The sequence below is a fragment of the Pseudomonas sp. AK181 genome (assembly GCF_051122975.1).
Classification (GTDB): Bacteria; Pseudomonadota; Gammaproteobacteria; order Pseudomonadales; family Pseudomonadaceae; genus Aquipseudomonas; species Aquipseudomonas lactis.
In genome coordinates, this window is record NZ_CP146348.1 from 1044935 (window position 1) to 1065290 (window position 20356).

Sequence of the window (20356 nt, forward strand, 5' to 3'; positions counted from 1 at the left end):
TTTAATACTTGTCCTCAAGCCGCCGTGCCGTTAACCTTCGCGGCGGAGAGTCGATTGGACAGTCGCTGCCCTCTATGAAAATTAGGGGGGGGAGGAAAGTCCGGGCTCCATAGGGCGAAGTGCCAGGTAATGCCTGGGAGGCGTGAGCCTACGGAAAGTGCCACAGAAAATAACCGCCTAAGCACTTCGGTGCCGGTAAGGGTGAAAAGGTGCGGTAAGAGCGCACCGCACGACTGGCAACAGTTCGTGGCTAGGTAAACCCCACTTGGAGCAAGACCAAATAGGGTCCCAAGGCGTGGCCCGCGCTGGGACCGGGTAGGTTGCTAAAGATGTCCAGTGATGGCCATCGTAGACGAATGACTGTTCAAGACAGAACCCGGCTTACAGATCGACTCTCCACCTTTTTTCCTTGCGTTCGAATCTCGTGCGCAAACCCGGTAGTAGCGCAAGAATCCCTCCCTGCCAAATCATTGGCAGATGCATCTTCGTAATACCAAAAAAATCTTACTCTTAATAAATTACTTTAACTTTGCGCCCTAGCTCTTTGAGCTATTTGCTGTTGTTGAGTCAAAAACATCGCAAAACTCTCGTTTCTCCTCCCTTTACCTTCCTAAATCTCCGTTCTGTAAGGCTTTTCCTTGAATACGCGCCTTGACGGTGTGGTAGGCGCATTCCTATAGTGTGCGCAAGTGGCGGAAAGTGGCACAAAGTGGGTTTTTTGAACGTAAAACGCTAAAATTTGGAGAAACGCATCTGTGTTTCGCGGAGCTAACGCTATCAGTCTCGATGCAAAAGGCCGTCTCGCCATGCCGAGCCGGTATCGTGACGAGCTCATTTCGCGAAGTTCAGGGCAGTTAATCATCACGATTGACGCCGTTGACCCCTGTTTGTGTGTTTACCCCCTCGACGAGTGGGAGTTGATTGAAACCAAGTTGCGCGCGCTGCCTTCATTGCGTGAAGAAAACCGCCGCCTTCAGCGTTTGCTGATCGGTAATGCCGTCGACCTTGAACTCGATGGCAGCGGTCGTTTCCTGGTGCCTCCGCGACTGCGCGAGTACGCCAAGCTCGACAAGCGCGCAATGCTGGTAGGCCAACTGAACAAGTTCCAATTGTGGGACGAAGATGCCTGGGATGCTGTGTCTGCAGCGGACCTGGCTGCTATTCAACAACCGGGCGCCATGCCTGATGAACTGCGTGATTTGATCCTGTGACTATTGATAGCGGCTTTAACCACATCACCGTACTGCTTGACGAAGCCGTTGAGGCTCTCGCCGTACGTGCCGATGGCTGCTATGTCGATGGCACATTCGGCAGGGGCGGACATAGCCGGTTGATACTCAGCCAGCTCGGGTCCGACGGCAAACTCCTCGGGTTCGACAAAGACCCTCAAGCGATTGCCACCGGGCAAGCGCTAGCGGCCGAAGACGGCCGCTTTGTCGTTGTGCAGCGCAGCTTTGCCGAGCTGGGCGCCGAAGTTGCCGAGCGCGGTATGGCGGGCAAGGTGGCCGGGGTTCTGCTCGACCTGGGCGTGTCTTCGCCGCAGCTCGATGACCCGGAGCGCGGCTTCAGTTTCATGAACGACGGCCCCCTCGACATGCGTATGGACCCTACCCGTGGGGTCAGTGCTGCACAGTTCATCGCCACCGCGCCGGTGGAAGAAATCGCCCGTGTGTTCAAGGAATACGGTGAAGAGCGCTTCGCCGGTCGCATGGCGCGTGCCGTGGTCGAGCGCCGCGAAATCCAGCCGTTCGAACGCACCGCTGACCTGGCCGAAGTGCTGAAGGTCGCCAACCCGGCCTGGGAAAAGGGCAAGAACCCGGCGACCCGTGCGTTTCAGGGCCTGCGCATTCACGTCAACAACGAATTGGGCGATCTGGAAGCCGGCCTCGAAGCCGCTCTGGATGCTTTGGAAGTGGGTGGTCGCCTGGTGGTGATCAGCTTCCACTCCCTGGAAGACCGCATCGTCAAACTCTTCATGCGTCGTCTGGTCAAGGGCGAATCCGATAACCTGCCGCGTAACCTGCCGGTGCGTTTCGAAGCCTTTGTGCCGAAAATCAAAATCCATGGCAAAGCGCAGTTCGCTTCCGAAGCCGAACTCAAGGCCAACCCACGTTCCCGTAGCGCCGTCATGCGTGTTGCGGAGAAGTTGCGGTGAGCAAGCTTTTCGCCAAACCCCTGCCGGGCGGCAGCTTCTTTATGTTGCTGCTGTTTGTCGGCGTGCTGGTGTCCGCGATTGCGGTGTCCTACAGCGCCCACTGGAACCGTCAGTTGCTCAATACCCTGTACGGGGAATTGAGCGTGCGTGATAAAGCCCAGGCGGAGTGGGGTCGGTTGATCCTGGAGCAAAGCACCTGGACGGCCCACAGCCGTATCGAAGTGCTGGCCACCGAACAGTTGAAGATGCACATCCCTGGCGCGGCTGAAGTTCGCATGGTGGCGCCATGATGAAACTCGAAGGGGCACTCTACCCATGGCGCTTCCGTCTGATGCTCGGCTTGCTGGCATTGATGGTGGGCGCGATCGTCTGGCGCATCTTCGACCTGCAGGTGGTCGATCGCGACTTCCTGATCGGCCAGGGTGACGCCCGCAGCCTGCGGCATATTCCAATTCCTGCACACCGTGGCCTGATCACCGACCGTAATGGCGAGCCCCTGGCCGTCAGTACCCCGGTGACCACCCTGTGGGCCAACGCCAAAGAGCTGCAAGTTGCCAAGGACAAGTGGCCTGAACTGGCGGCTGCCCTCGGGCAAGACCGCAAGGCCCTGACCGAGCGCCTGGAAGCCCAGGCCAACAAAGAGTTCATCTACCTGGTGCGCGGGCTTACCCCTGAGCAAGGCCAGCAAGTGCTCGACCTTAAAATTCCCGGTGTCTATGGCATCGAGGAGTTTCGTCGTTTCTACCCGGCCGGTGAAACCACCGCGCACATGGTGGGTTTCACCGACATCGATGACCACGGCCGCGAAGGTGTCGAACTGGCCTATGACGAATGGCTGGCCGGCGTTCCCGGCAAGCGGCAGGTCATCAAGGATCGGCGCGGCAGGCTGATCAAGGATGTCCAGGTCACCAAAAACGCCAAGGCCGGCAAGCCTCTGGCGTTGTCGATCGATTTGCGCCTGCAATACCTGGCCAACCGCGAACTGCGTAACGCGATCATCGAGAATGGCGCCAAGGCCGGCAGCCTGGTGATCATGGACGTGAAGACCGGCGAGATCCTCGCCATGGTCAATCAGCCGACCTATAACCCCAACAACCGTCGCAACCTGCAACCGGCGATGATGCGTAACCGCGCAATGATCGACGTGTTCGAGCCGGGTTCGACCATGAAAGCCATCTCCATGAGCGCTGCCCTGGAAACCGGGCGCTGGAAACCCAGCGACAAGGTCGAGGTTTACCCAGGCACCTTGCAGTTGGGCAAATACACCATTCGTGACGTATCCCGCACTGAAGGTCCGGTGCTGGATCTGACAGGCATCCTGATCAACTCCAGTAACGTGGGCATGAGTAAAGTTGCCTTCGACATTGGCGGTGAAACGATCTATCACCTGGCGCAAAAAATCGGCCTGGGGCAACCCACCGGCCTGGATTTCCCAGGTGAGCGCGTGGGCAACCTGCCGAACTACCGCGAATGGAGAAAAGCCGAGACTGCCACGTTGTCCTACGGCTACGGCCTGTCGGTGACCGCCATCCAGTTGGCCCACGCTTTCTCGGTATTGGCCAATAACGGCCGCATGGTTCCGCTGAGCCTGATCCATGTAGACGAAGCGCCAAAAGCCACCCAAGTGATCCCGGAAAACGTCGCCAAGACCATGCAAGGCATGCTGCAACAAGTGATCGAAGCACCGCGTGGCGTTTTCCGCGCCCAGGTGCCGGCGTACCACGTGGCAGGCAAGTCCGGTACAGCGCGTAAGACCTCGGTGGGCACCAAAGGCTATGCCGAAAACTCCTACCGTTCGCTGTTCGCCGGCTTCGGCCCAATGAGCGACCCGCGCTACGCCATCGTCGTGGTCATCGACGAGCCTAGTAAAGCCGGCTACTTCGGTGGCCTGGTTTCGGCGCCGGTGTTCAGCAAAGTGATGTCCGGCACCCTGCGCCTGATGAACATCACGCCGGACAACCTGCCGCCGACCCAACAAGCCAACGCCGGCCCGCCGGCTGCCGCTGTCAAAGCCAATGGAGGGCGCGGCTGATGTCTCTTAGCCTGAACAAGATTTTTGCCCATGCCGGCCACGATCTGCTGATTCGTGAGCTGACCCTGGACAGCCGTAATGTGCGCGCCGGTGACCTGTTCCTGGCGGTACCCGGCGGCAAGCTCGATGGCCGTGCGCATATCGCCGATGCCTTGCAACGTGGTGCGGCTGCGGTTGCCTATGAAGTGGAAGGCGCCACCGTGCTGCCGATCACCGATGTGCCGTTGATTCCGGTCAAGGGCCTGGCTGCGCAGCTGTCCGACATCGCCGGGCGTTTCTACGGCGACCCGAGCCGCCAACTCAACCTGGTGGGCGTGACGGGCACCAACGGCAAGACCAGCGTGACCCAATTGGTTGCCCAGGCGTTGGACCTGCTGGGTCAGCACTGCGGCATCGTCGGCACCCTGGGCACCGGTTTCTATGGCGCGCTGCAAAGCGGCCTGCACACCACGCCAAACCCGATTGCCGTGCAAGCGACCCTGGCCGACCTGAAAAAGGCCGGCGCCAAGGCGGTTGCCATGGAAGTGTCTTCCCACGGCCTGGACCAAGGGCGAGTCACTGCACTGGCCTTTGACGTGGCGGTGATGACCAACCTGTCCCGCGATCACCTCGACTACCACGGGACCATGGAGGCGTACGCCGCCGCCAAGGCCAAGCTGTTTGCCTGGAATGACCTGAAGTGCCGGGTGGTCAACCTCGACGACGCATTCGGCCGCCAACTGGCGGGCGAAGACAGCGATGCGCGCTTGATCAGCTATAGCCTGCAAGATGCCAGCGCCTACCTGTATTGCCGCGAAGCCCAATTCAATGACGAAGGCGTGCGCGCCACGTTGGTGACGCCGCAGGGCGAGCACCACTTGCGCAGCACCTTGCTGGGGCGGTTCAACCTGAGCAACGTGCTCGCCGCTATCGGCGCACTGCTGGGCCTGGACTACGCCCTGGATGAAATCCTGCGCGTACTGCCAAAGCTGGAAGGCCCGGCCGGTCGCATGCAGCGCCTGGGTGGCGGCACGCAACCGTTGGTGGTGGTCGATTACGCCCACACACCGGATGCCCTGGAAAAAGTCCTCGAAGCCCTGCGCCCACATGCCAAGGGCAAGCTGCTGTGCCTGTTCGGTTGTGGCGGTGATCGCGATCGCGGCAAGCGCCCATTGATGGCCGAAATTGTCGAGCGCTTGGCCGATGGTGTACTCGTCACCGACGACAACCCGCGCAGCGAAGACCCGAGCCAGATTTTCGACGACATCCGTGTCGGCTTCAAAGATGCCTCCAAGGTCACCTTCGTCGCGGGCCGTGGCGCCGCCATCGCCCAGTTGATCGCCAGTGCCGGCGCGGACGACGTAGTGGTGCTGGCGGGCAAAGGTCACGAGGACTATCAGGAAATCAACGGTGAGCGCCATGCCTTCTCCGATCTGGTCGAGGCGGATCACGCCCTGACCGCCTGGGAGGTCGCCCATGCTTAAAGCGATGACATTCAGCGAGCTGGCCCAGGCCTTGTCGGCCCGTGTGCTGTCGAGCGACTGCACATTCAATGGCGTGAGTATCGACAGCCGTAACATCCAGCCGGGGCAACTGTTTGTCGCCCTGGCCGGCCCGCGTTTCGATGGTCACGACTACCTCAACGACGTTGCCGCCAAAGGTGCCGTCGGTGCTCTGGTACAGCGTGAAGTGGCCGACTCTGCCTTGCCGCAATTGCTGGTAGCCGACACCCGCCTGGCCCTGGGCCAACTGGGCGCGCTTAACCGTGCCGCTTTTGATAAGCCGGTGGCGGCCATTACCGGTTCCAGCGGCAAGACCACGGTCAAGGAACTGCTTGCCGGCATCTTGCGTACGCGCGGGCCGGTACTCGCGACCCGTGGCAACCTGAACAATGATTTCGGCGCACCGCTGACCCTGCTCGAACTGGCCCCGGAACACACGGCGGCAGTGATCGAACTGGGGGCTTCGCGTATCGGCGAAATCGCTTACACCGTGGCGCTGACCCAGCCGCACGTGGCGATCATCAACAACGCCGGTACCGCCCATGTCGGCGAGTTCGGCGGCCCGGAAAAAATCGTCGAAGCCAAGGGCGAAATCCTTGAAGGCCTCGACGCCTCGGGCACTGCGGTACTGAACTTGGATGACAAGGCCTTCGAGACCTGGCGTGTACGCGCCGCCGGTCGCAAGGTCCTGACGTTTGCGGTACTGAATACCGCAGCCGATTTTTACGCCTCCAACATCCATGTCGATGCCCGTGGCTGCCCGTCCTTCACCTTGCACACCCCGCAAGGTGACGAGCACGTGCAGTTGAATTTGCTAGGCAACCATAACGTCGCCAACGCCCTGGCCGCCGCCGCTGCCGCCCATGCCCTGGGTGTGTCGCTGTTCGGTATTGCCACGGGCCTGGGCGCGGTGCAGCCGGTCAAGGGCCGCACCGTGGCGCAACTGGCTGGCAACGGTATGCGCGTGATTGATGACACGTACAACGCCAACCCGTCCTCCATCAATGCCGCTGTGGACCTGCTCAAAGGCTTTGATGGGCGCAAGGTGCTGGTGCTGGGCGACATCGGCGAATTGGGCGATTGGGCTGAACAAGGCCACCGTGAAGTCGGCGCCTATGCCTCTGGCAAAGTGGACGCGCTCTACGCCGTTGGCACCAATATGGCCCATGCGGTCAACGCTTTCGGCCCTGGCGCGCGGCATTTCGCCAGCCAAGCCGAGCTGATCCAGGCGTTGACGGCGGCTGAACATGACAAACACACAACCATTTTGATCAAGGGATCGCGCAGCGCGGTGATGGAAAACGTCGTCGCAGCCTTGTGTGGCTCAAGTACGGAGAAACATTAATGCTGCTGCTGCTGGCTGAGTATCTGCAACAGTTCCACAAAGGCTTCGCGGTCTTCCAGTACCTGACCCTGCGCGGGATCCTGGGCGTGCTGACCGCGCTGTCTTTGTCGCTGTTTTTAGGGCCGTGGATGATCCGCACCCTGCAGAACCTGCAAATTGGTCAATCGGTTCGTAACGACGGCCCGCAGTCGCACCTGTCCAAGTCCGGCACGCCCACCATGGGCGGCGCGCTGATCCTGTCATCCATCGGCGTTAGCACCTTGCTCTGGGCCGATCTGCACAACCGCTACGTGTGGGTGGTGTTGCTGGTGACCCTTCTGTTCGGCGCCATCGGCTGGGTGGATGACTACCGCAAAGTGATCGAGAAAAACTCCAAGGGGCTGCCAAGCCGCTGGAAGTATTTCTGGCAGTCGGTGTTCGGCCTGGCCGCCGCGATCTTCCTGTACACCACCGCGCCAAGCGCCGTGGAAACCACCTTGATCATCCCGATGCTCAAGGACGTGAGCATCCCGCTGGGTGTCGGTTTTGTGGTGTTGACCTATTTCGTGATCGTCGGCTCCAGCAACGCGGTGAACCTGACCGACGGCCTCGACGGCCTGGCGATCATGCCCACGGTGATGGTGGGCGGCGCGCTCGGCATCTTCTGCTACCTGTCGGGTAACGTGAAATTTGCGGAATACCTGCTGATTCCTTATGTACCGGGCGCTGGTGAACTGATCGTGTTCTGCGGCGCGCTCATTGGTGCCGGCCTGGGGTTCTTGTGGTTCAACACCTACCCGGCACAAGTCTTCATGGGCGACGTCGGCGCACTGGCGCTGGGCGCGGCCTTGGGCACCATTGCGGTTATCGTTCGTCAGGAAATCGTGCTGTTCATCATGGGCGGCGTGTTCGTGATGGAAACCCTGTCGGTGGTCATCCAGGTGGCGTCCTTCAAGTTGACCGGGCGCCGCGTGTTCCGCATGGCGCCGATTCACCACCACTTTGAACTCAAGGGCTGGCCTGAGCCACGCGTGATTGTCCGCTTCTGGATCATCACCGTGATTCTGGTACTGGTCGGTCTTGCCACCCTGAAACTGAGGTAGAAACGAGTGTCCCTGATCGCTTCAGACCACTTCCGCATCGTTGTCGGCCTCGGCAAGAGCGGCATGTCCCTGGTTCGCTTCCTGGCGAACCGGGGCACGTCGTTTGCCGTGGCCGATACGCGGGAAAATCCACCGGAGCTGGTCACGCTGCGCCGTGACTACCCGCACGTGGAAGTGCGTTGTGGCGAGCTGGATGTCGAGTTTCTGTGCCGTGCCGATGAGCTCTACGTGAGCCCGGGCCTGGCCCTGGCGACACCGGCCCTGCAAGCGGCGGCGGCCCGTGGCGTGAAGCTGTCTGGCGATATCGACCTGTTCGCGCGCAACGCGAAGGCGCCGATCGTGGCCATCAGCGGTTCCAACGCCAAAAGCACCGTCACCACCCTGGTGGGTGAGATGGCAGCGGCGGCGGGCAAGCGTGTGGCCGTCGGCGGCAATCTTGGCGTGCCGGCCCTGGACCTGCTCAGCGACGACGTCGAGCTGTACGTGATGGAATTGTCGAGCTTCCAGCTGGAAACCACCCACGATCTGGGCGCTGAAGTGGCGACGGTACTGAACGTCAGCGAAGACCATATGGACCGCTACAGCGGCCTGCCGGCTTATCACCTGGCCAAGCACCGGATCTTCCGTGGCGCCAAGCAATTTGTCGTCAACCGCCAGGATGCCCTGAGCCGTCCGCTGATGGGCGAGGGCATGCCCTGCTGGACCTTCGGCTTGGGCAAACCGGACTTCAAAGGCTTCGGCATTCGTGAAGAGAACGGCGAGAAGTACCTGGCGTTCGAATTCCAGAACCTGATGCCGGTACGCGAACTGAAAATCCGCGGCGCACACAACCAGTCCAATGCCCTGGCGGCACTGGCGCTCGGTCACGCGGTTGGCCTGCCGTTCGACGCCATGCTCGCCAGCCTGCGCACCTTTGCCGGGCTTGAACATCGCTGCCAGTGGGTGCGCGACCTCAATGGCGTCAGCTATTACAACGACTCCAAAGCCACCAACGTCGGTGCGGCCCTGGCGGCCATCGAAGGCCTGGGTGCCGATCTCGACGGCAAGCTGGTGCTGATCGCCGGCGGCGATGGCAAGGGTGCCGACTTCAAGGACCTTAAAGCGCCAGTGGCCGCCCATTGCCGCGCCGTGGTGCTGATGGGCCGCGATTCGGACCTGATCGCCGCCGCCCTCGGTGACGCTGTGCCGCAAGTACGCGCAGCTTCCCTGGACGACGCGATTGCCCAGTGCAAAGCCCTGGCCCAGCCTGGCGATGCGGTGTTGCTGTCGCCCGCGTGCGCCAGCTTCGACATGTTCAAGAACTATGAAGAGCGCGGCCACCTGTTCGCCCGCGCCGTGGAGGCTTTGGCATGAGCCTCAACCTGAGAAACATCATCAAGCCCTACCCGTCGCCGATCATTACCGGGCGCGGCATTGACCTTGATTTCCCTATGCTCGCCGGTTGCCTGGCGCTGCTCGGCCTGGGCCTGGTGATGATCACCTCGGCGTCCTCCGAAGTGGCTGCCGTGCAGTCGGGCAACACGCTGTACATGATGATCCGTCACCTGGTGTATCTGGTGATCGGCCTCGGCGCCTGCATCGTCACCATGATGATCCCGATTGCCACCTGGCAGCGTCTGGGTTGGCTGATGCTGATTGGTGCGTTCGGCTTGCTGGTGATGGTGATCGTGCCGGGCATTGGCCGCGAGGTGAATGGTTCGATGCGCTGGATCGGCTTCGGCGCGTTCAACGTGCAGCCTTCGGAAATCGCCAAGGTGTTCGTGGTGATCTACCTCGCAGGCTACCTGGTGCGCCGTCAGAAAGAAGTACGCGAAAGCTGGATGGGTTTCTTCAAGCCGTTCATCGTGCTGCTGCCCATGGCTGGCCTGTTGCTGATGGAGCCCGACTTCGGGGCCACGGTGGTGATGATGGGCGCCGCCGCCGCGATGCTGTTCCTGGGTGGGGTCGGGCTGTTCCGCTTCACCTTGATGGTGGTGCTGGCGGTGGCGGCGGTGACCATCCTGGTGCAGGCGCAGCCCTACCGGATGGCGCGTTTGATCACCTTTACCGACCCCTGGTCCGACCAGTTCGGTTCCGGCTACCAGTTGACCCAGGCGCTGATCGCCTTCGGTCGCGGCGAGTGGCTGGGCGTGGGCCTGGGCAACAGTGTGCAAAAGCAGTTCTACCTGCCGGAAGCCCACACCGACTTCGTGTTCTCGGTATTGGCCGAGGAGCTGGGTGTGGTGGGTTCGCTGTGCACCGTCGCACTGTTTGTATTCGTCTGCGTGCGCGCCATGTACATCGGCTTGTGGGCCGAGAAGGCCAAGCAGTTCTTCGCTGCCTACGTTGCCTATGGGTTGGCCTTCCTGTGGATCGGCCAGTTCCTGATCAACATCGGCGTGAACGTCGGCCTGCTGCCGACCAAAGGCCTGACCTTGCCGTTCCTCAGTTACGGCGGCAGTTCGTTGGTGATTTGCTGCGCCTGTCTCGGCTTGTTGCTGCGTATCGAATGGGAGAGCCGTACCCACCTGGGCAGCGAAGAGATGGAGTTCAGCGAAAGCGACTTCGCCGAGGAGCCGACTCATGGGCGCTAATGTGCTGATCATGGCAGGTGGCACCGGGGGCCATGTGTTCCCGGCCCTGGCTTGCGCCCGTGAATTCCAGAACCGTGGCTACACCGTGCACTGGCTGGGTACGCCCCGTGGTATCGAAAACGAATTGGTGCCCAATGCCGGCTTACCGCTGCATTTGATCAACGTCACCGGTTTGCGCGGCAAGAGCAAGTTGTCCCTGCTCAAGGCGCCGTTCGTGTTGCTCAAGGCGGTCATGCAGGCGCGCAAGATCATTCGCGAGCTCAAGCCAGTGTGTGTGCTCGGCTTTGGCGGTTATGTGACCGGCCCCGGTGGCGTCGCGGCGAAACTCGCGGGCGTGCCGGTGATCGTTCACGAACAGAACGCCGTCGCCGGTACCGCCAACCGCCTGCTGGTGCCGTTGGCTGCGCGGGTGTGTGAAGCCTTCCCGAAAACCTTCGCCGCCTCCGACAAGCTTCGCACCACCGGCAACCCGGTGCGTACCGAACTGTTCATGGCCATTGCGCGTGACGCGCTGGCGGGGCGCAAGGCTCACCTGCTGATCCTGGGCGGAAGCCTGGGCGCCGAGCCACTGAATAAATTGCTGCCTGAAGCCGTTGCGCAACTTCCTGAGGATGTGCGCCCGGAGATCTTCCATCAGGCCGGCAAGAACCACGATGAAGTCACCGCCGCGCGTTATCGCGAGGCCGGTGTAGAGGCCAATGTACAGCCCTTCATCAAAGACATGGCCCAAGCCTATGGCTGGGCCGACCTGGTGGTCTGCCGCGCTGGTGCGCTGACCGTCAGTGAACTGGCGGCCGCCGGTCTGCCGTCCTTGCTGGTGCCTTTGCCCCACGCCATCGACGATCACCAGACCCGCAACGCCGAATATTTGGCCGGGGAGGGCGCTGCCTTCCTGCTGCCGCAAAGAACGACTGGCGCCGCCGATTTGGCCGCTCGCCTGACCGAGGTTTTGATGCAACCGGAACGACTCAACAGCATGGCGAGCACCGCAAGCCGCCTGGCCAAACCTGACGCAACCCGCACCGTGGTCGATATCTGCCTGGAGGTGGCCCATGGTTGAGAATCAGAAAGCCATGCCGCAACCCGAGATGCGCCGCATCCGTCGTATTCACTTCGTCGGTATCGGTGGCGTGGGCATGTGCGGGATTGCCGAAGTGTTGCTGAACCTGGGCTACCAGGTGTCCGGCTCGGACTTGAAAGAGTCGCCGGTCACCGAGCGCCTGAAGTCCTTTGGCGCACAGATCTTCATCGGCCACCGTGCCGAGAACGCCGCCGAGGCTGACGTGCTGGTGGTGTCCAGCGCCGTGAACACCTCCAACCCGGAAGTGGCCACCGCCCTTGAGCGCCGTATCCCTGTGGTGCCGCGTGCCGAGATGCTTGCCGAGCTGATGCGCTACCGCCACGGCATCGCCGTCGCCGGTACCCATGGCAAGACCACCACCACCAGCCTGATCGCCTCGGTGTTCGCCGCCGGTGGCCTGGACCCGACCTTCGTCATCGGTGGGCGCCTGAATGCAGCCGGCACCAATGCCCAGCTCGGCACCAGCCGTTACCTGATTGCCGAAGCCGATGAAAGTGATGCGAGCTTCCTGCACCTGCAACCGCTGGTCGCCGTCGTCACCAATATCGACGAAGACCATATGGCGACCTACGACGGCGACTTCAACAAACTGAAGAAAACCTTCGTCGACTTCCTGCACAACCTGCCGTTCTACGGGTTGGCGGTGGTGTGCCTGGACGACCCGGTGGTGCGTGAAATCCTGCCCCAGGTCAAGCGCCCGACCGTGACCTACGGCTTCAGCGAAGACGCCGACGTGCGCGCAATCAATGTGCGCCAGGAAGGCATGCAAACCTTCTTCACCGTGCTGCGTCCTGATCGCGAGCCGTTGGACGTGTCGGTGAACATGCCGGGCAACCACAACGTGCTGAACTCTTTGGCGACCATCTGCATTGCTACCGATGAAGGCGTCAGCGATGAAGCCATCGTCGAGGGCCTGTCGCGCTTTGCTGGTGTGGGCCGTCGTTTCCAGGTCTACGGCCAACTGCCGGTTGAAGGTGGTGACGTGATGCTGGTGGACGACTACGGTCACCACCCGACCGAAGTTGCGGCCGTGATCAAGGCCGTGCGCGGTGGCTGGCCGGAGCGCCGGCTGGTGATGGTGTACCAGCCGCACCGCTACAGCCGCACCCGAGACCTGTACGACGATTTTGTCAATGTACTGGCCGATGCCAACGTACTGCTGCTGATGGAAGTCTACCCGGCCGGTGAAGAACCGATTCCGGGCGCTGACAGCCGCAAGCTGTGCAACAGCATCCGCCAGCGCGGCCAGTTGGACCCGATCTACATCGAGCGTGGCGTGGACCTGGCGCCTATCGTCAAGCCGCTGCTGCGTGCCGGCGACATTCTGCTGTGCCAGGGCGCCGGTGATATCGGTGGCCTTGCGCCCAAGTTGCTGGCGAGCCCGCTGTTTGCAGCCGCCGCCAAGGGGAAGTCGAAATGACCACTGACTACGGCTCCCTGTTTTCCACCCTCGCGCCTGCCGACTTCGGTCGCGTTGCCGTGCTGTTCGGCGGCAAGAGCGCCGAGCGCGAAGTGTCGCTCAAGTCTGGCAATGCGGTGCTTGAAGCGCTGCGAAGTGCTGGCGTGAATGCCTTCGGTATCGATGTGGGCGATGATTTCCTCGCCCGCCTGCAGGCCGAAAAAATCGACCGCGCCTTTCTCATTCTTCACGGCCGTGGCGGTGAAGACGGCAGCATGCAGGGCCTGCTCGAATGCGCCGGCATCCCTTACACCGGCAGCGGCATCCTCGCCTCGGCCTTGGCGATGGACAAGTTGCGCACCAAGCAGGTATGGCACAGCCTGGGCATTCCGACCCCGCGTCACGCCGTGTTGTGCAGCGAAGACGATTGTATTTCTGCGGCCAAGGAACTGGGCCTGCCTTTGATCGTCAAACCAGCCCATGAAGGCTCCAGTATCGGCATGGCCAAAGTGAACTCGGCCGCCGAATTGATCGACGCATGGAAAGCGGCAAGTACCTACGATTCGCAAGTGTTGGTGGAACAGTGGATTTCCGGTCCCGAGTACACCATCGCCACCCTGCGTGGCCAGGTATTGCCGCCCATCGCTTTGGGCACGCCCCACACCTTTTATGACTACGACGCCAAGTACCTGGCTTCCGATACTCAGTACCGGATCCCATGCGGCCTCGAAGCAACCAAGGAACAAGAATTGATGGACCTCACGGCGAAAGCCTGTGAGGCGCTGGGTATCGCCGGTTGGGCGCGGGCAGACGTGATGCAGGATGACCAAGGGAATTTCTGGTTCCTTGAAGTCAACACCGCACCGGGCATGACCGACCACAGCCTGGTTCCCATGGCAGCCCGTGCCGCCGGTCTGGATTTCCAGCAGTTAGTGCTGGCGATCCTGGCCGACAGCATTGAGCCAAGAGGCTAAACACATGAACGGCGCATCGCTTCGTCATCAGCCCCCACAAGCACCGAGCCGCAAGCCGGTGCCACGGGGTGCAAGCCGAATGGTGGCTAAAGAGCCGATGTCTTCGCGCCTGCCAAAAGCCAACTTTGGTTTTATCAAGGCGCTGTTCTGGCCGGTGCTGCTGGTGGTGTTGGGCTTTGGTACGTACGAAGGCGCACAGCGCCTGTTGCCGTATGCCGACCGGCCGATCACCAAGATCAGTGTGCAGGGCGACTTGAGCTACATCAGCCAGCAAGCGGTACAGCAGCGCATCGGCCCGTACTTGGCGGCGAGCTTCTTTACCATCGACCTGGCGGGTATGCGCTCAGAGCTGGAGCAGATGCCGTGGATCGCCCACGCCGAAGTTCGCCGGGTATGGCCGGACCAGGTGACGATCCGCCTGGAAGAACAACTGCCCGTGGCCCGTTGGGGCGATGAAGCGCTGTTGAACAACCAGGGCCAGGCGTTCACCCCGCGTGAGTTGGCCAACTATGAACACCTGCCGCAGCTGTTCGGGCCGCAGCGGGCGCAGCAGCAAGTGATGCAGCAGTACCAGGCCTTGAGCCAGATGCTGCGGCCACTGGGCTTCTCCATTGCACGCCTGGAATTGCGTGAGCGGGGCAGCTGGTTTTTGACGACCGGGGCAGGCAGTTCCGGCCCGGGCATCGAGTTGTTGCTGGGACGCGACCGCTTGGTGGAAAAGATGCGCCGCTTTATTGCCATCTATGAAAAAACCTTGAAAGAACAGATTACGAACATTGCGAGCGTCGACCTGCGTTACGCCAACGGCCTGGCCGTCGGCTGGCGTACACCGGCTGCGCCCACGGCAGCACAACCCGCTGTCGCGAAGAATTAAGAAGAGGCAGGACCCATGGCAAACGTGCAAAGCGGCAAAATGATCGTCGGTCTCGATATCGGCACCTCCAAGGTGGTGGCGCTGGTGGGTGAGGTCGGGGAAGACGGCGCGATCGAAATCGTCGGTATTGGCACGCATCCGTCCCGGGGCCTGAAGAAGGGCGTGGTGGTGAACATCGAGTCCACCGTGCAATCGATCCAGCGCGCCATCGAAGAAGCGCAGCTGATGGCCGGTTGCCGGATTCACTCGGCGTTCGTCGGCGTGGCTGGCAACCACATCCGCAGCCTGAACTCCCACGGCATCGTGGCGATCCGCGACCGTGAAGTCAGCTCGGCCGACCTTGAGCGCGTCCTCGACGCTGCCCAGGCCGTGGCGATCCCGGCGGACCAGCGCGTGCTGCACACCCTGCCGCAGGACTACGTGATCGACAACCAGGAAGGCGTGCGCGAGCCCCTGGGCATGTCGGGCGTGCGTCTGGAAGCCAAGGTCCACGTGGTGACCTGCGCCGTTAACGCTGCACAAAACATTGAAAAATGCGTGCGTCGCTGTGGCCTGGAAATCGACGACATCATTCTCGAGCAGTTGGCCTCGGCCTACTCGGTACTCACCGACGACGAAAAAGAGCTGGGCGTGTGCCTGGTGGACATCGGCGGCGGCACCACCGACATCGCGATCTTTACCGAGGGTGCGATCCGTCACACCGCGGTGATCCCGATTGCCGGCGACCAGGTCACCAACGACATCGCCATGGCGCTGCGCACACCGACCCAGTACGCCGAAGAAATCAAGATCCGCTACGCCTGCGCCCTGGCCAAGCTGGCCGGTGCCGGCGAGACCATCAAGGTGCCAAGCGTGGGTGATCGTCCACCCCGCGAGCTGTCGCGCCAGGCCTTGGCCGAAGTGGTCGAGCCACGCTACGACGAGCTGTTCACCCTGATCCAGGCTGAACTGCGCCGCAGCGGCTACGAAGATTTGATCCCGGCGGGCATCGTGCTGACCGGTGGTACCTCGAAGATGGAAGGCGCGGTTGAGTTGGCCGAAGAGATCTTCCACATGCCGGTGCGCCTGGGCGTGCCCCATGGCGTGAAAGGCCTGGGCGACGTGGTGCGTAACCCGATTTATTCCACCGGTGTGGGCTTGCTGTTGTACGGGCTGCAAAAGCAGACCGACGGCATTTCCCTGTCGGGCCCCAGCATCCGTGACAGCTACCGCAGCGATGACGAAGCCAAAGCGCCGTTGTTCGAGCGGCTGCAGGCTTGGGTAAAAGGCAATTTCTAAAGATTTACCGCGACACCGCAACACCGCAACAAGCAGTAGGCGAAAAAACTAGAGAAAATGAAAGGAGAGGGAACATGTTCGAACTCGTAGACAATATCCCCGCTAGCCCGGTTATCAAAGTAATCGGTGTCGGCGGTGGCGGCGGCAACGCTGTCAACCACATGGTCAAGAGCAACATTGAAGGCGTTGAGTTCATCTGCGCTAACACTGATGCCCAGGCGCTCAAAAGCATCGGCGCGCGGACCATCCTGCAATTGGGCACCGCGGTGACCAAAGGCCTCGGCGCTGGCGCCAATCCGGAAGTCGGCCGTCAAGCCGCCCTGGAAGACCGCGAGCGTATTGCCGAAGTGCTGCAAGGCACCAACATGGTGTTCATCACCACCGGCATGGGCGGCGGTACCGGTACCGGTGCTGCACCGATCATTGCCGAAGTGGCCAAGGAAATGGGGATTCTGACCGTTGCTGTCGTGACGCGTCCGTTCCCGTTCGAAGGCCGCAAGCGCATGCAGATCGCCGACGAAGGTATCCGTCTGCTGTCTGAAAGCGTCGACTCGTTGATCACCATCCCCAACGAGAAGCTGCTGACCATCCTGGGCAAGGATGCCAGCCTGCTGTCCGCCTTCGCCAAGGCTGACGATGTACTGGCCGGTGCCGTTCGCGGTATCTCCGACATCATCAAGCGCCCAGGCATGATCAACGTCGACTTTGCCGACGTACGTACGGTCATGAGCGAAATGGGCATGGCGATGATGGGCACTGGCTGCGCCAGCGGTCCGAACCGTGCACGCGAAGCCACCGAAGCGGCCATCCGCAACCCGTTGCTCGAAGACGTGAACCTGCAAGGTGCACGTGGCATCCTGGTGAACATCACCGCCGGTCCCGACCTGTCCCTGGGCGAGTACTCCGATGTGGGTAGCATCATCGAAGCCTTCGCTTCCGAGCACGCCATGGTCAAAGTCGGTACCGTTATCGATCCGGACATGCGCGATGAGCTGCATGTAACCGTGGTTGCTACCGGCCTGGGTGCGAAAATCGAGAAGCCTGTGAAGGTCATCGACAACACCCTGCACACCAGCCAGGCCAGCCAGGCAGCTGCCGCTCCAGCCCCTGCTCGCCAGGAACTGCCGTCGGTGAACTACCGTGACCTGGACCGTCCGACCGTGATGCGCAACCAGGCTCAGGCCGGTGCTGCGGCGTCCCGTAGCCCGAATCCGCAAGATGACCTGGACTACCTGGACATCCCGGCATTCCTGCGTCGTCAGGCCGATTAATGGAATGTATCAGGGCTATGAAGGTGATTGGTGTTCAGCAAAGGTCTGGTCTGCTATTATCGCCAGCCTTTGTTGATACCAGTTCGCAATTTGCGCTGAAGCGGTCCAAGCCATGATTAAACAACGCACCCTGAAGAATATTATTCGTGCCACAGGTGTAGGTCTGCACTCCGGGGAGAAGGTATACCTGACCCTCAAGCCTGCACCTGTCGACACCGGCATCGTGTTTGTGCGTGCCGACCTGGACCCTGTGGTGCAGATTCCTGCTCGCGCGGAAAACGTTGGCGAAACCACTATGTCGACCACATTGGTCAACGGTGACGTCAAAGTGGACACGGTGGAGCACTTGCTCTCGGCCATGGCTGGCCTGGGCATCGATAACGCCTACGTCGAGCTCTCCGCGTCCGAAGTCCCGATCATGGATGGCAGCGCTGGCCCCTTCGTATTCTTGATTCAATCTGCCGGCCTGGAAGAACAGGACGCAGCCAAGAAGTTCATTCGCATTCTGCGGGAAGTGACAGTAGAGGACGGCGACAAGCGCGCCACCTTCGTCCCGTTCGAAGGCTTTAAAGTGAGCTTTGAGATCGATTTCGATCACCCGGTATTCCGTGACCGCACCCAAAGTGCAAGCGTGGATTTTTCCAGCACTTCGTTCGTAAAAGAAGTCAGCCGCGCCCGCACCTTTGGTTTCATGAGTGACATCGAGTACCTGCGCAAGCACAACCTCGCACTCGGCGGCAGCGTGGAAAACGCCATCGTGGTCGACGCGGATGGTGTACTGAACGAAGACGGCCTTCGCTATGAAGACGAATTCGTGAAGCACAAGATCCTCGATGCAATCGGTGACCTCTACCTGCTGGGCAATAGCCTGATAGGCGAGTTCAAAGGCTTCAAGTCGGGCCACGCCCTTAACAACCAGCTGCTGCGCAAGTTGATTGAGCAGACAGACGCTTGGGAAGTCGTGACCTTCGAAGATGCCAGCACCGCACCGATCTCTTACATGCGTCCCGTTGCGGCGGTGTAAGTAACAACTCTCTTTCTTTAGTTTTGAAAGGCTGCCTTCGGGTGGCCTTTTTTTATGCCCGACGTTTGCCCCCCTGTAGGAGCGAGCTTGCTCGCGAAAAACCTGAGAGCACCCTGCACATTCAGGAAGCCCTCGTTATCGTTGACGTTCTTCGCGAGCAAGCTCGCTCCTACAGGGGCCGGGTTGTGGCATCCATTGTCCGGTTACGGCCGCTGTGCTTGGCCTGATACAACGCCTGGTCAGCCTTGAGCAGCAGGTCTTCAAGAGAAATACGGCTGTGCTTCTGCCATGTACTCAAGCCGATGCTTACGGTGATCGGTTGCTCGTCCCCGGCCACTCTCGGCAAGTGCTGGACCCCCTCGCGGATATGTTCGGCGATCACCCACGCCCCCTTGGTGTCGGTATTGGGCAGCACCACCGCGAATTCTTCACCGCCATAACGCGCCGCCAGGTCGGCAGGGCGGCGGATATGGCTGGCGATCACCTGCGCAACTAAACGCAAGGCCTCATCGCCGCCCTGGTGGCCATGGCGGTCGTTGAAGGCCTTGAAGTGGTCCACATCGATCATCAACACGCTCAACGACTCGGTGGAGCGTTGTGCCCGGTCCCATTCCAGCCGCAAGCGTGCGTCCAGGGTGCGGCGGTTGGCCAGGCCGGTAAGGGCGTCGGTGGCTGCCAGTTCTGACAGCACCTGTTCGGCGCGATGGCGACGGCGCAGCTCCATGCACAGCGCCCAGGTCAGCCACAACAGGCCCACGCACAGCACTCCGGTCGCGATGCTGACCAACCACGCCGCACGCCGCCAGGGTGCAAACATTTCATCGCTGGACAGGGCCACTGCCACGATCAGCGGCAAGTCGCCCACATTAGAAAAGCTGTAGAGCCGTGCCTGGCGATCGACGCTGGAGATGCTTTGGAAGCTGCCGTCCCGTTCGCGCAGCATGCGCGCCACATTCGGGCGCTGGCTCAGGTCCTTGTCGATGATATCCACTTCCAACAAAGGCTCTTGCGCCAGCAGGATGCCTTGGTGGTTGAGCAGGTTGATGGTGCTGTTGTTGCCGATGTTCAAGCTGCTGAATAACTGATGAAAGTACGACAGGCGCATGGACGCGACCGCCACTCCCAGAAAACGCCCGTCCGCTGACGAAACGCGGCGGCTGAACGCGATGCGCCACGGGTCGGCACACTCGCAGCGCGCCATGAACGGACGGCTGATATACAAACCCAGGTCGGGGTTGTTGCGGTGGGCCTGAAAATAATCTCGGTCGGCAAAGTTACCCAGCTTGGGCGTCAGCAGGGACGAATCGGCAATCACCTCGCCGGCCGGGTCCAGCAGCAGGATATCGCCCTTGTAGGGCGCCGCCGCGGAACGATCGAACAGCACCAGGTGCCGGATGCTTTCGGAAACGTCCTGCAGGTCAGTGCGCTCGGTAGCGGTTATCAAGCCTTTGAGGGCCATGTCGTACAGTTCGACATTGCGCAGCACGTCAGCGTCGATCAATTGCGTGATGGTGTTGGCGGTGCGCTTGGCCGTCTGCAGGGTGTTGGCATGTTCACGAATCAGCAGCGCAGTCACGACCCCCACGATCAGCAACACCGTGAGCGTGCTGCCCAGGATCAGCAGGCGCTCCGGGCGGCGGTTGGGGCGGGTAGGGCTTGAACTCATCGGGCACACTTCTGCGTTGAGAATGCCCTTAGCGTAGTAGCAACTCTTAACTATGGCTGTAGGAGCGTGCTCGCGAAAAACTTAACGACGCCGCGTTTACTCAGGAAGCACGCGTTATCGT

General features: G+C 61.1%; 17 protein-coding genes and 1 other RNA gene. 17 read left to right on the top strand and 1 reads right to left on the bottom strand.

What is annotated here, in order from left to right:
- The first annotated feature begins 46 nt into the window (after positions 1 to 46).
- From rnpB to lpxC, 17 genes are all read left to right on the top strand, one after another.
- An RNA gene (gene rnpB / locus V8689_RS05050) (RNase P RNA component class A) lies at positions 47 to 400 on the top strand.
- A 355-nt stretch (positions 401 to 755) separates the two neighbouring features.
- Positions 756 to 1211, top strand: a complete 456-nt coding sequence (gene mraZ / locus V8689_RS05055; protein WP_003171868.1) for a division/cell wall cluster transcriptional repressor MraZ — start codon at positions 756 to 758, stop codon at positions 1209 to 1211.
- Positions 1208 to 2155: a 16S rRNA (cytosine(1402)-N(4))-methyltransferase RsmH gene (rsmH, locus tag V8689_RS05060; RefSeq protein ID WP_003188661.1), complete on the top strand. Its 948-nt coding sequence runs from the start codon at positions 1208 to 1210 to the stop codon at positions 2153 to 2155. The genes mraZ and rsmH overlap by 4 nt, the downstream gene beginning before the upstream one ends.
- Positions 2152 to 2445 (top strand): cell division protein FtsL, encoded by a 294-nt coding sequence (gene ftsL, locus V8689_RS05065; protein ID WP_003188663.1) that lies wholly within the window; start codon positions 2152 to 2154, stop codon positions 2443 to 2445. Before rsmH ends, ftsL begins: the two co-directional genes overlap by 4 nt.
- Complete coding sequence (locus V8689_RS05070) at positions 2445 to 4187, top strand: peptidoglycan D,D-transpeptidase FtsI family protein (protein WP_019816949.1); 1743 nt, start codon at positions 2445 to 2447, stop codon at positions 4185 to 4187. Before ftsL ends, V8689_RS05070 begins: the two co-directional genes overlap by 1 nt.
- Positions 4187 to 5650: a UDP-N-acetylmuramoyl-L-alanyl-D-glutamate--2,6-diaminopimelate ligase gene (locus V8689_RS05075; protein WP_056789700.1), complete on the top strand. Its 1464-nt coding sequence runs from the start codon at positions 4187 to 4189 to the stop codon at positions 5648 to 5650. Before V8689_RS05070 ends, V8689_RS05075 begins: the two co-directional genes overlap by 1 nt.
- Positions 5643 to 7013 (top strand): UDP-N-acetylmuramoyl-tripeptide--D-alanyl-D-alanine ligase, encoded by a 1371-nt coding sequence (locus V8689_RS05080; protein WP_056789703.1) that lies wholly within the window; start codon positions 5643 to 5645, stop codon positions 7011 to 7013. The genes V8689_RS05075 and V8689_RS05080 overlap by 8 nt, the downstream gene beginning before the upstream one ends.
- On the top strand, positions 7013 to 8095 hold the full coding sequence (gene mraY, locus V8689_RS05085) for a phospho-N-acetylmuramoyl-pentapeptide-transferase (protein ID WP_003188670.1): 1083 nt from the start codon (positions 7013 to 7015) through the stop codon (positions 8093 to 8095). Before V8689_RS05080 ends, mraY begins: the two co-directional genes overlap by 1 nt.
- Positions 8096 to 8101: 6 nt before the next feature.
- A complete protein-coding gene (gene murD, locus V8689_RS05090; protein WP_056789705.1) occupies positions 8102 to 9448 on the top strand; it encodes a UDP-N-acetylmuramoyl-L-alanine--D-glutamate ligase in 1347 nt (448 codons plus the stop codon).
- Positions 9445 to 10668, top strand: a complete 1224-nt coding sequence (ftsW, locus tag V8689_RS05095; protein ID WP_003188673.1) for a putative lipid II flippase FtsW — start codon at positions 9445 to 9447, stop codon at positions 10666 to 10668. The genes murD and ftsW overlap by 4 nt, the downstream gene beginning before the upstream one ends.
- Positions 10658 to 11728, top strand: a complete 1071-nt coding sequence (murG, locus tag V8689_RS05100; protein ID WP_003188675.1) for an undecaprenyldiphospho-muramoylpentapeptide beta-N-acetylglucosaminyltransferase — start codon at positions 10658 to 10660, stop codon at positions 11726 to 11728. The genes ftsW and murG overlap by 11 nt, the downstream gene beginning before the upstream one ends.
- Positions 11721 to 13169, top strand: a complete 1449-nt coding sequence (gene murC, locus V8689_RS05105; protein ID WP_003188677.1) for a UDP-N-acetylmuramate--L-alanine ligase — start codon at positions 11721 to 11723, stop codon at positions 13167 to 13169. Before murG ends, murC begins: the two co-directional genes overlap by 8 nt.
- Positions 13166 to 14122, top strand: a complete 957-nt coding sequence (locus tag V8689_RS05110; protein ID WP_056789708.1) for a D-alanine--D-alanine ligase — start codon at positions 13166 to 13168, stop codon at positions 14120 to 14122. The genes murC and V8689_RS05110 overlap by 4 nt, the downstream gene beginning before the upstream one ends.
- Before the next feature lie 4 nt (positions 14123 to 14126).
- Positions 14127 to 14996, top strand: coding sequence for a cell division protein FtsQ/DivIB (locus V8689_RS05115; protein WP_032893516.1), 870 nt, complete (start codon positions 14127 to 14129; stop codon positions 14994 to 14996).
- A gap of 15 nt (positions 14997 to 15011) precedes the next feature.
- Entirely contained in the window at positions 15012 to 16274 is a 1263-nt protein-coding gene (gene ftsA, locus V8689_RS05120; RefSeq protein ID WP_003188682.1) for a cell division protein FtsA, read from the top strand.
- Between the two features lie 74 nt (positions 16275 to 16348).
- The gene (gene ftsZ / locus V8689_RS05125; protein ID WP_003188685.1) at positions 16349 to 17545 is read left to right on the top strand and encodes a cell division protein FtsZ; all 1197 of its coding nucleotides are present in this window, start codon (positions 16349 to 16351) and stop codon (positions 17543 to 17545) included.
- Between the two features lie 112 nt (positions 17546 to 17657).
- Positions 17658 to 18569 carry a UDP-3-O-acyl-N-acetylglucosamine deacetylase gene (lpxC, locus tag V8689_RS05130; RefSeq protein ID WP_003171886.1) on the top strand — a complete coding sequence of 304 codons (912 nt, stop codon included), beginning with the start codon at positions 17658 to 17660 and terminating at the stop codon, positions 18567 to 18569.
- A gap of 169 nt (positions 18570 to 18738) precedes the next feature.
- Here lpxC and V8689_RS05135 read toward each other — a convergent pair whose 3' ends face one another.
- Positions 18739 to 20235 carry a GGDEF domain-containing protein gene (locus V8689_RS05135; protein WP_060766179.1) on the bottom strand — a complete coding sequence of 499 codons (1497 nt, stop codon included), beginning with the start codon at positions 20233 to 20235 and terminating at the stop codon, positions 18739 to 18741.
- Positions 20236 to 20356 lie beyond the last annotated feature (121 nt).

Bases quoted from the DNA above. Each gene is read 5' to 3' on its own strand.
- murC (WP_003188677.1), top strand. From the start codon at position 11,721: ATGGTTGAGAATCAGAAAGCCATGCCGCAACCCGAGATGCGCCGCATC.
- ftsW (WP_003188673.1), top strand. From the start codon at position 9,445: ATGAGCCTCAACCTGAGAAACATCATCAAGCCCTACCCGTCGCCGATC.
- V8689_RS05075 (WP_056789700.1), top strand. From the start codon at position 4,187: ATGTCTCTTAGCCTGAACAAGATTTTTGCCCATGCCGGCCACGATCTG.
- lpxC (WP_003171886.1), top strand. From the start codon at position 17,658: ATGATTAAACAACGCACCCTGAAGAATATTATTCGTGCCACAGGTGTA.
- ftsZ (WP_003188685.1), top strand. From the start codon at position 16,349: ATGTTCGAACTCGTAGACAATATCCCCGCTAGCCCGGTTATCAAAGTA.
- V8689_RS05080 (WP_056789703.1), top strand. From the start codon at position 5,643: ATGCTTAAAGCGATGACATTCAGCGAGCTGGCCCAGGCCTTGTCGGCC.
- V8689_RS05135 (WP_060766179.1), bottom strand. From the start codon at position 20,235: ATGAGTTCAAGCCCTACCCGCCCCAACCGCCGCCCGGAGCGCCTGCTG.
- mraY (WP_003188670.1), top strand. From the start codon at position 7,013: ATGCTGCTGCTGCTGGCTGAGTATCTGCAACAGTTCCACAAAGGCTTC.
- V8689_RS05070 (WP_019816949.1), top strand. From the start codon at position 2,445: ATGAAACTCGAAGGGGCACTCTACCCATGGCGCTTCCGTCTGATGCTC.
- V8689_RS05110 (WP_056789708.1), top strand. From the start codon at position 13,166: ATGACCACTGACTACGGCTCCCTGTTTTCCACCCTCGCGCCTGCCGAC.
- murG (WP_003188675.1), top strand. From the start codon at position 10,658: ATGGGCGCTAATGTGCTGATCATGGCAGGTGGCACCGGGGGCCATGTG.
- ftsA (WP_003188682.1), top strand. From the start codon at position 15,012: ATGGCAAACGTGCAAAGCGGCAAAATGATCGTCGGTCTCGATATCGGC.
- V8689_RS05115 (WP_032893516.1), top strand. From the start codon at position 14,127: ATGAACGGCGCATCGCTTCGTCATCAGCCCCCACAAGCACCGAGCCGC.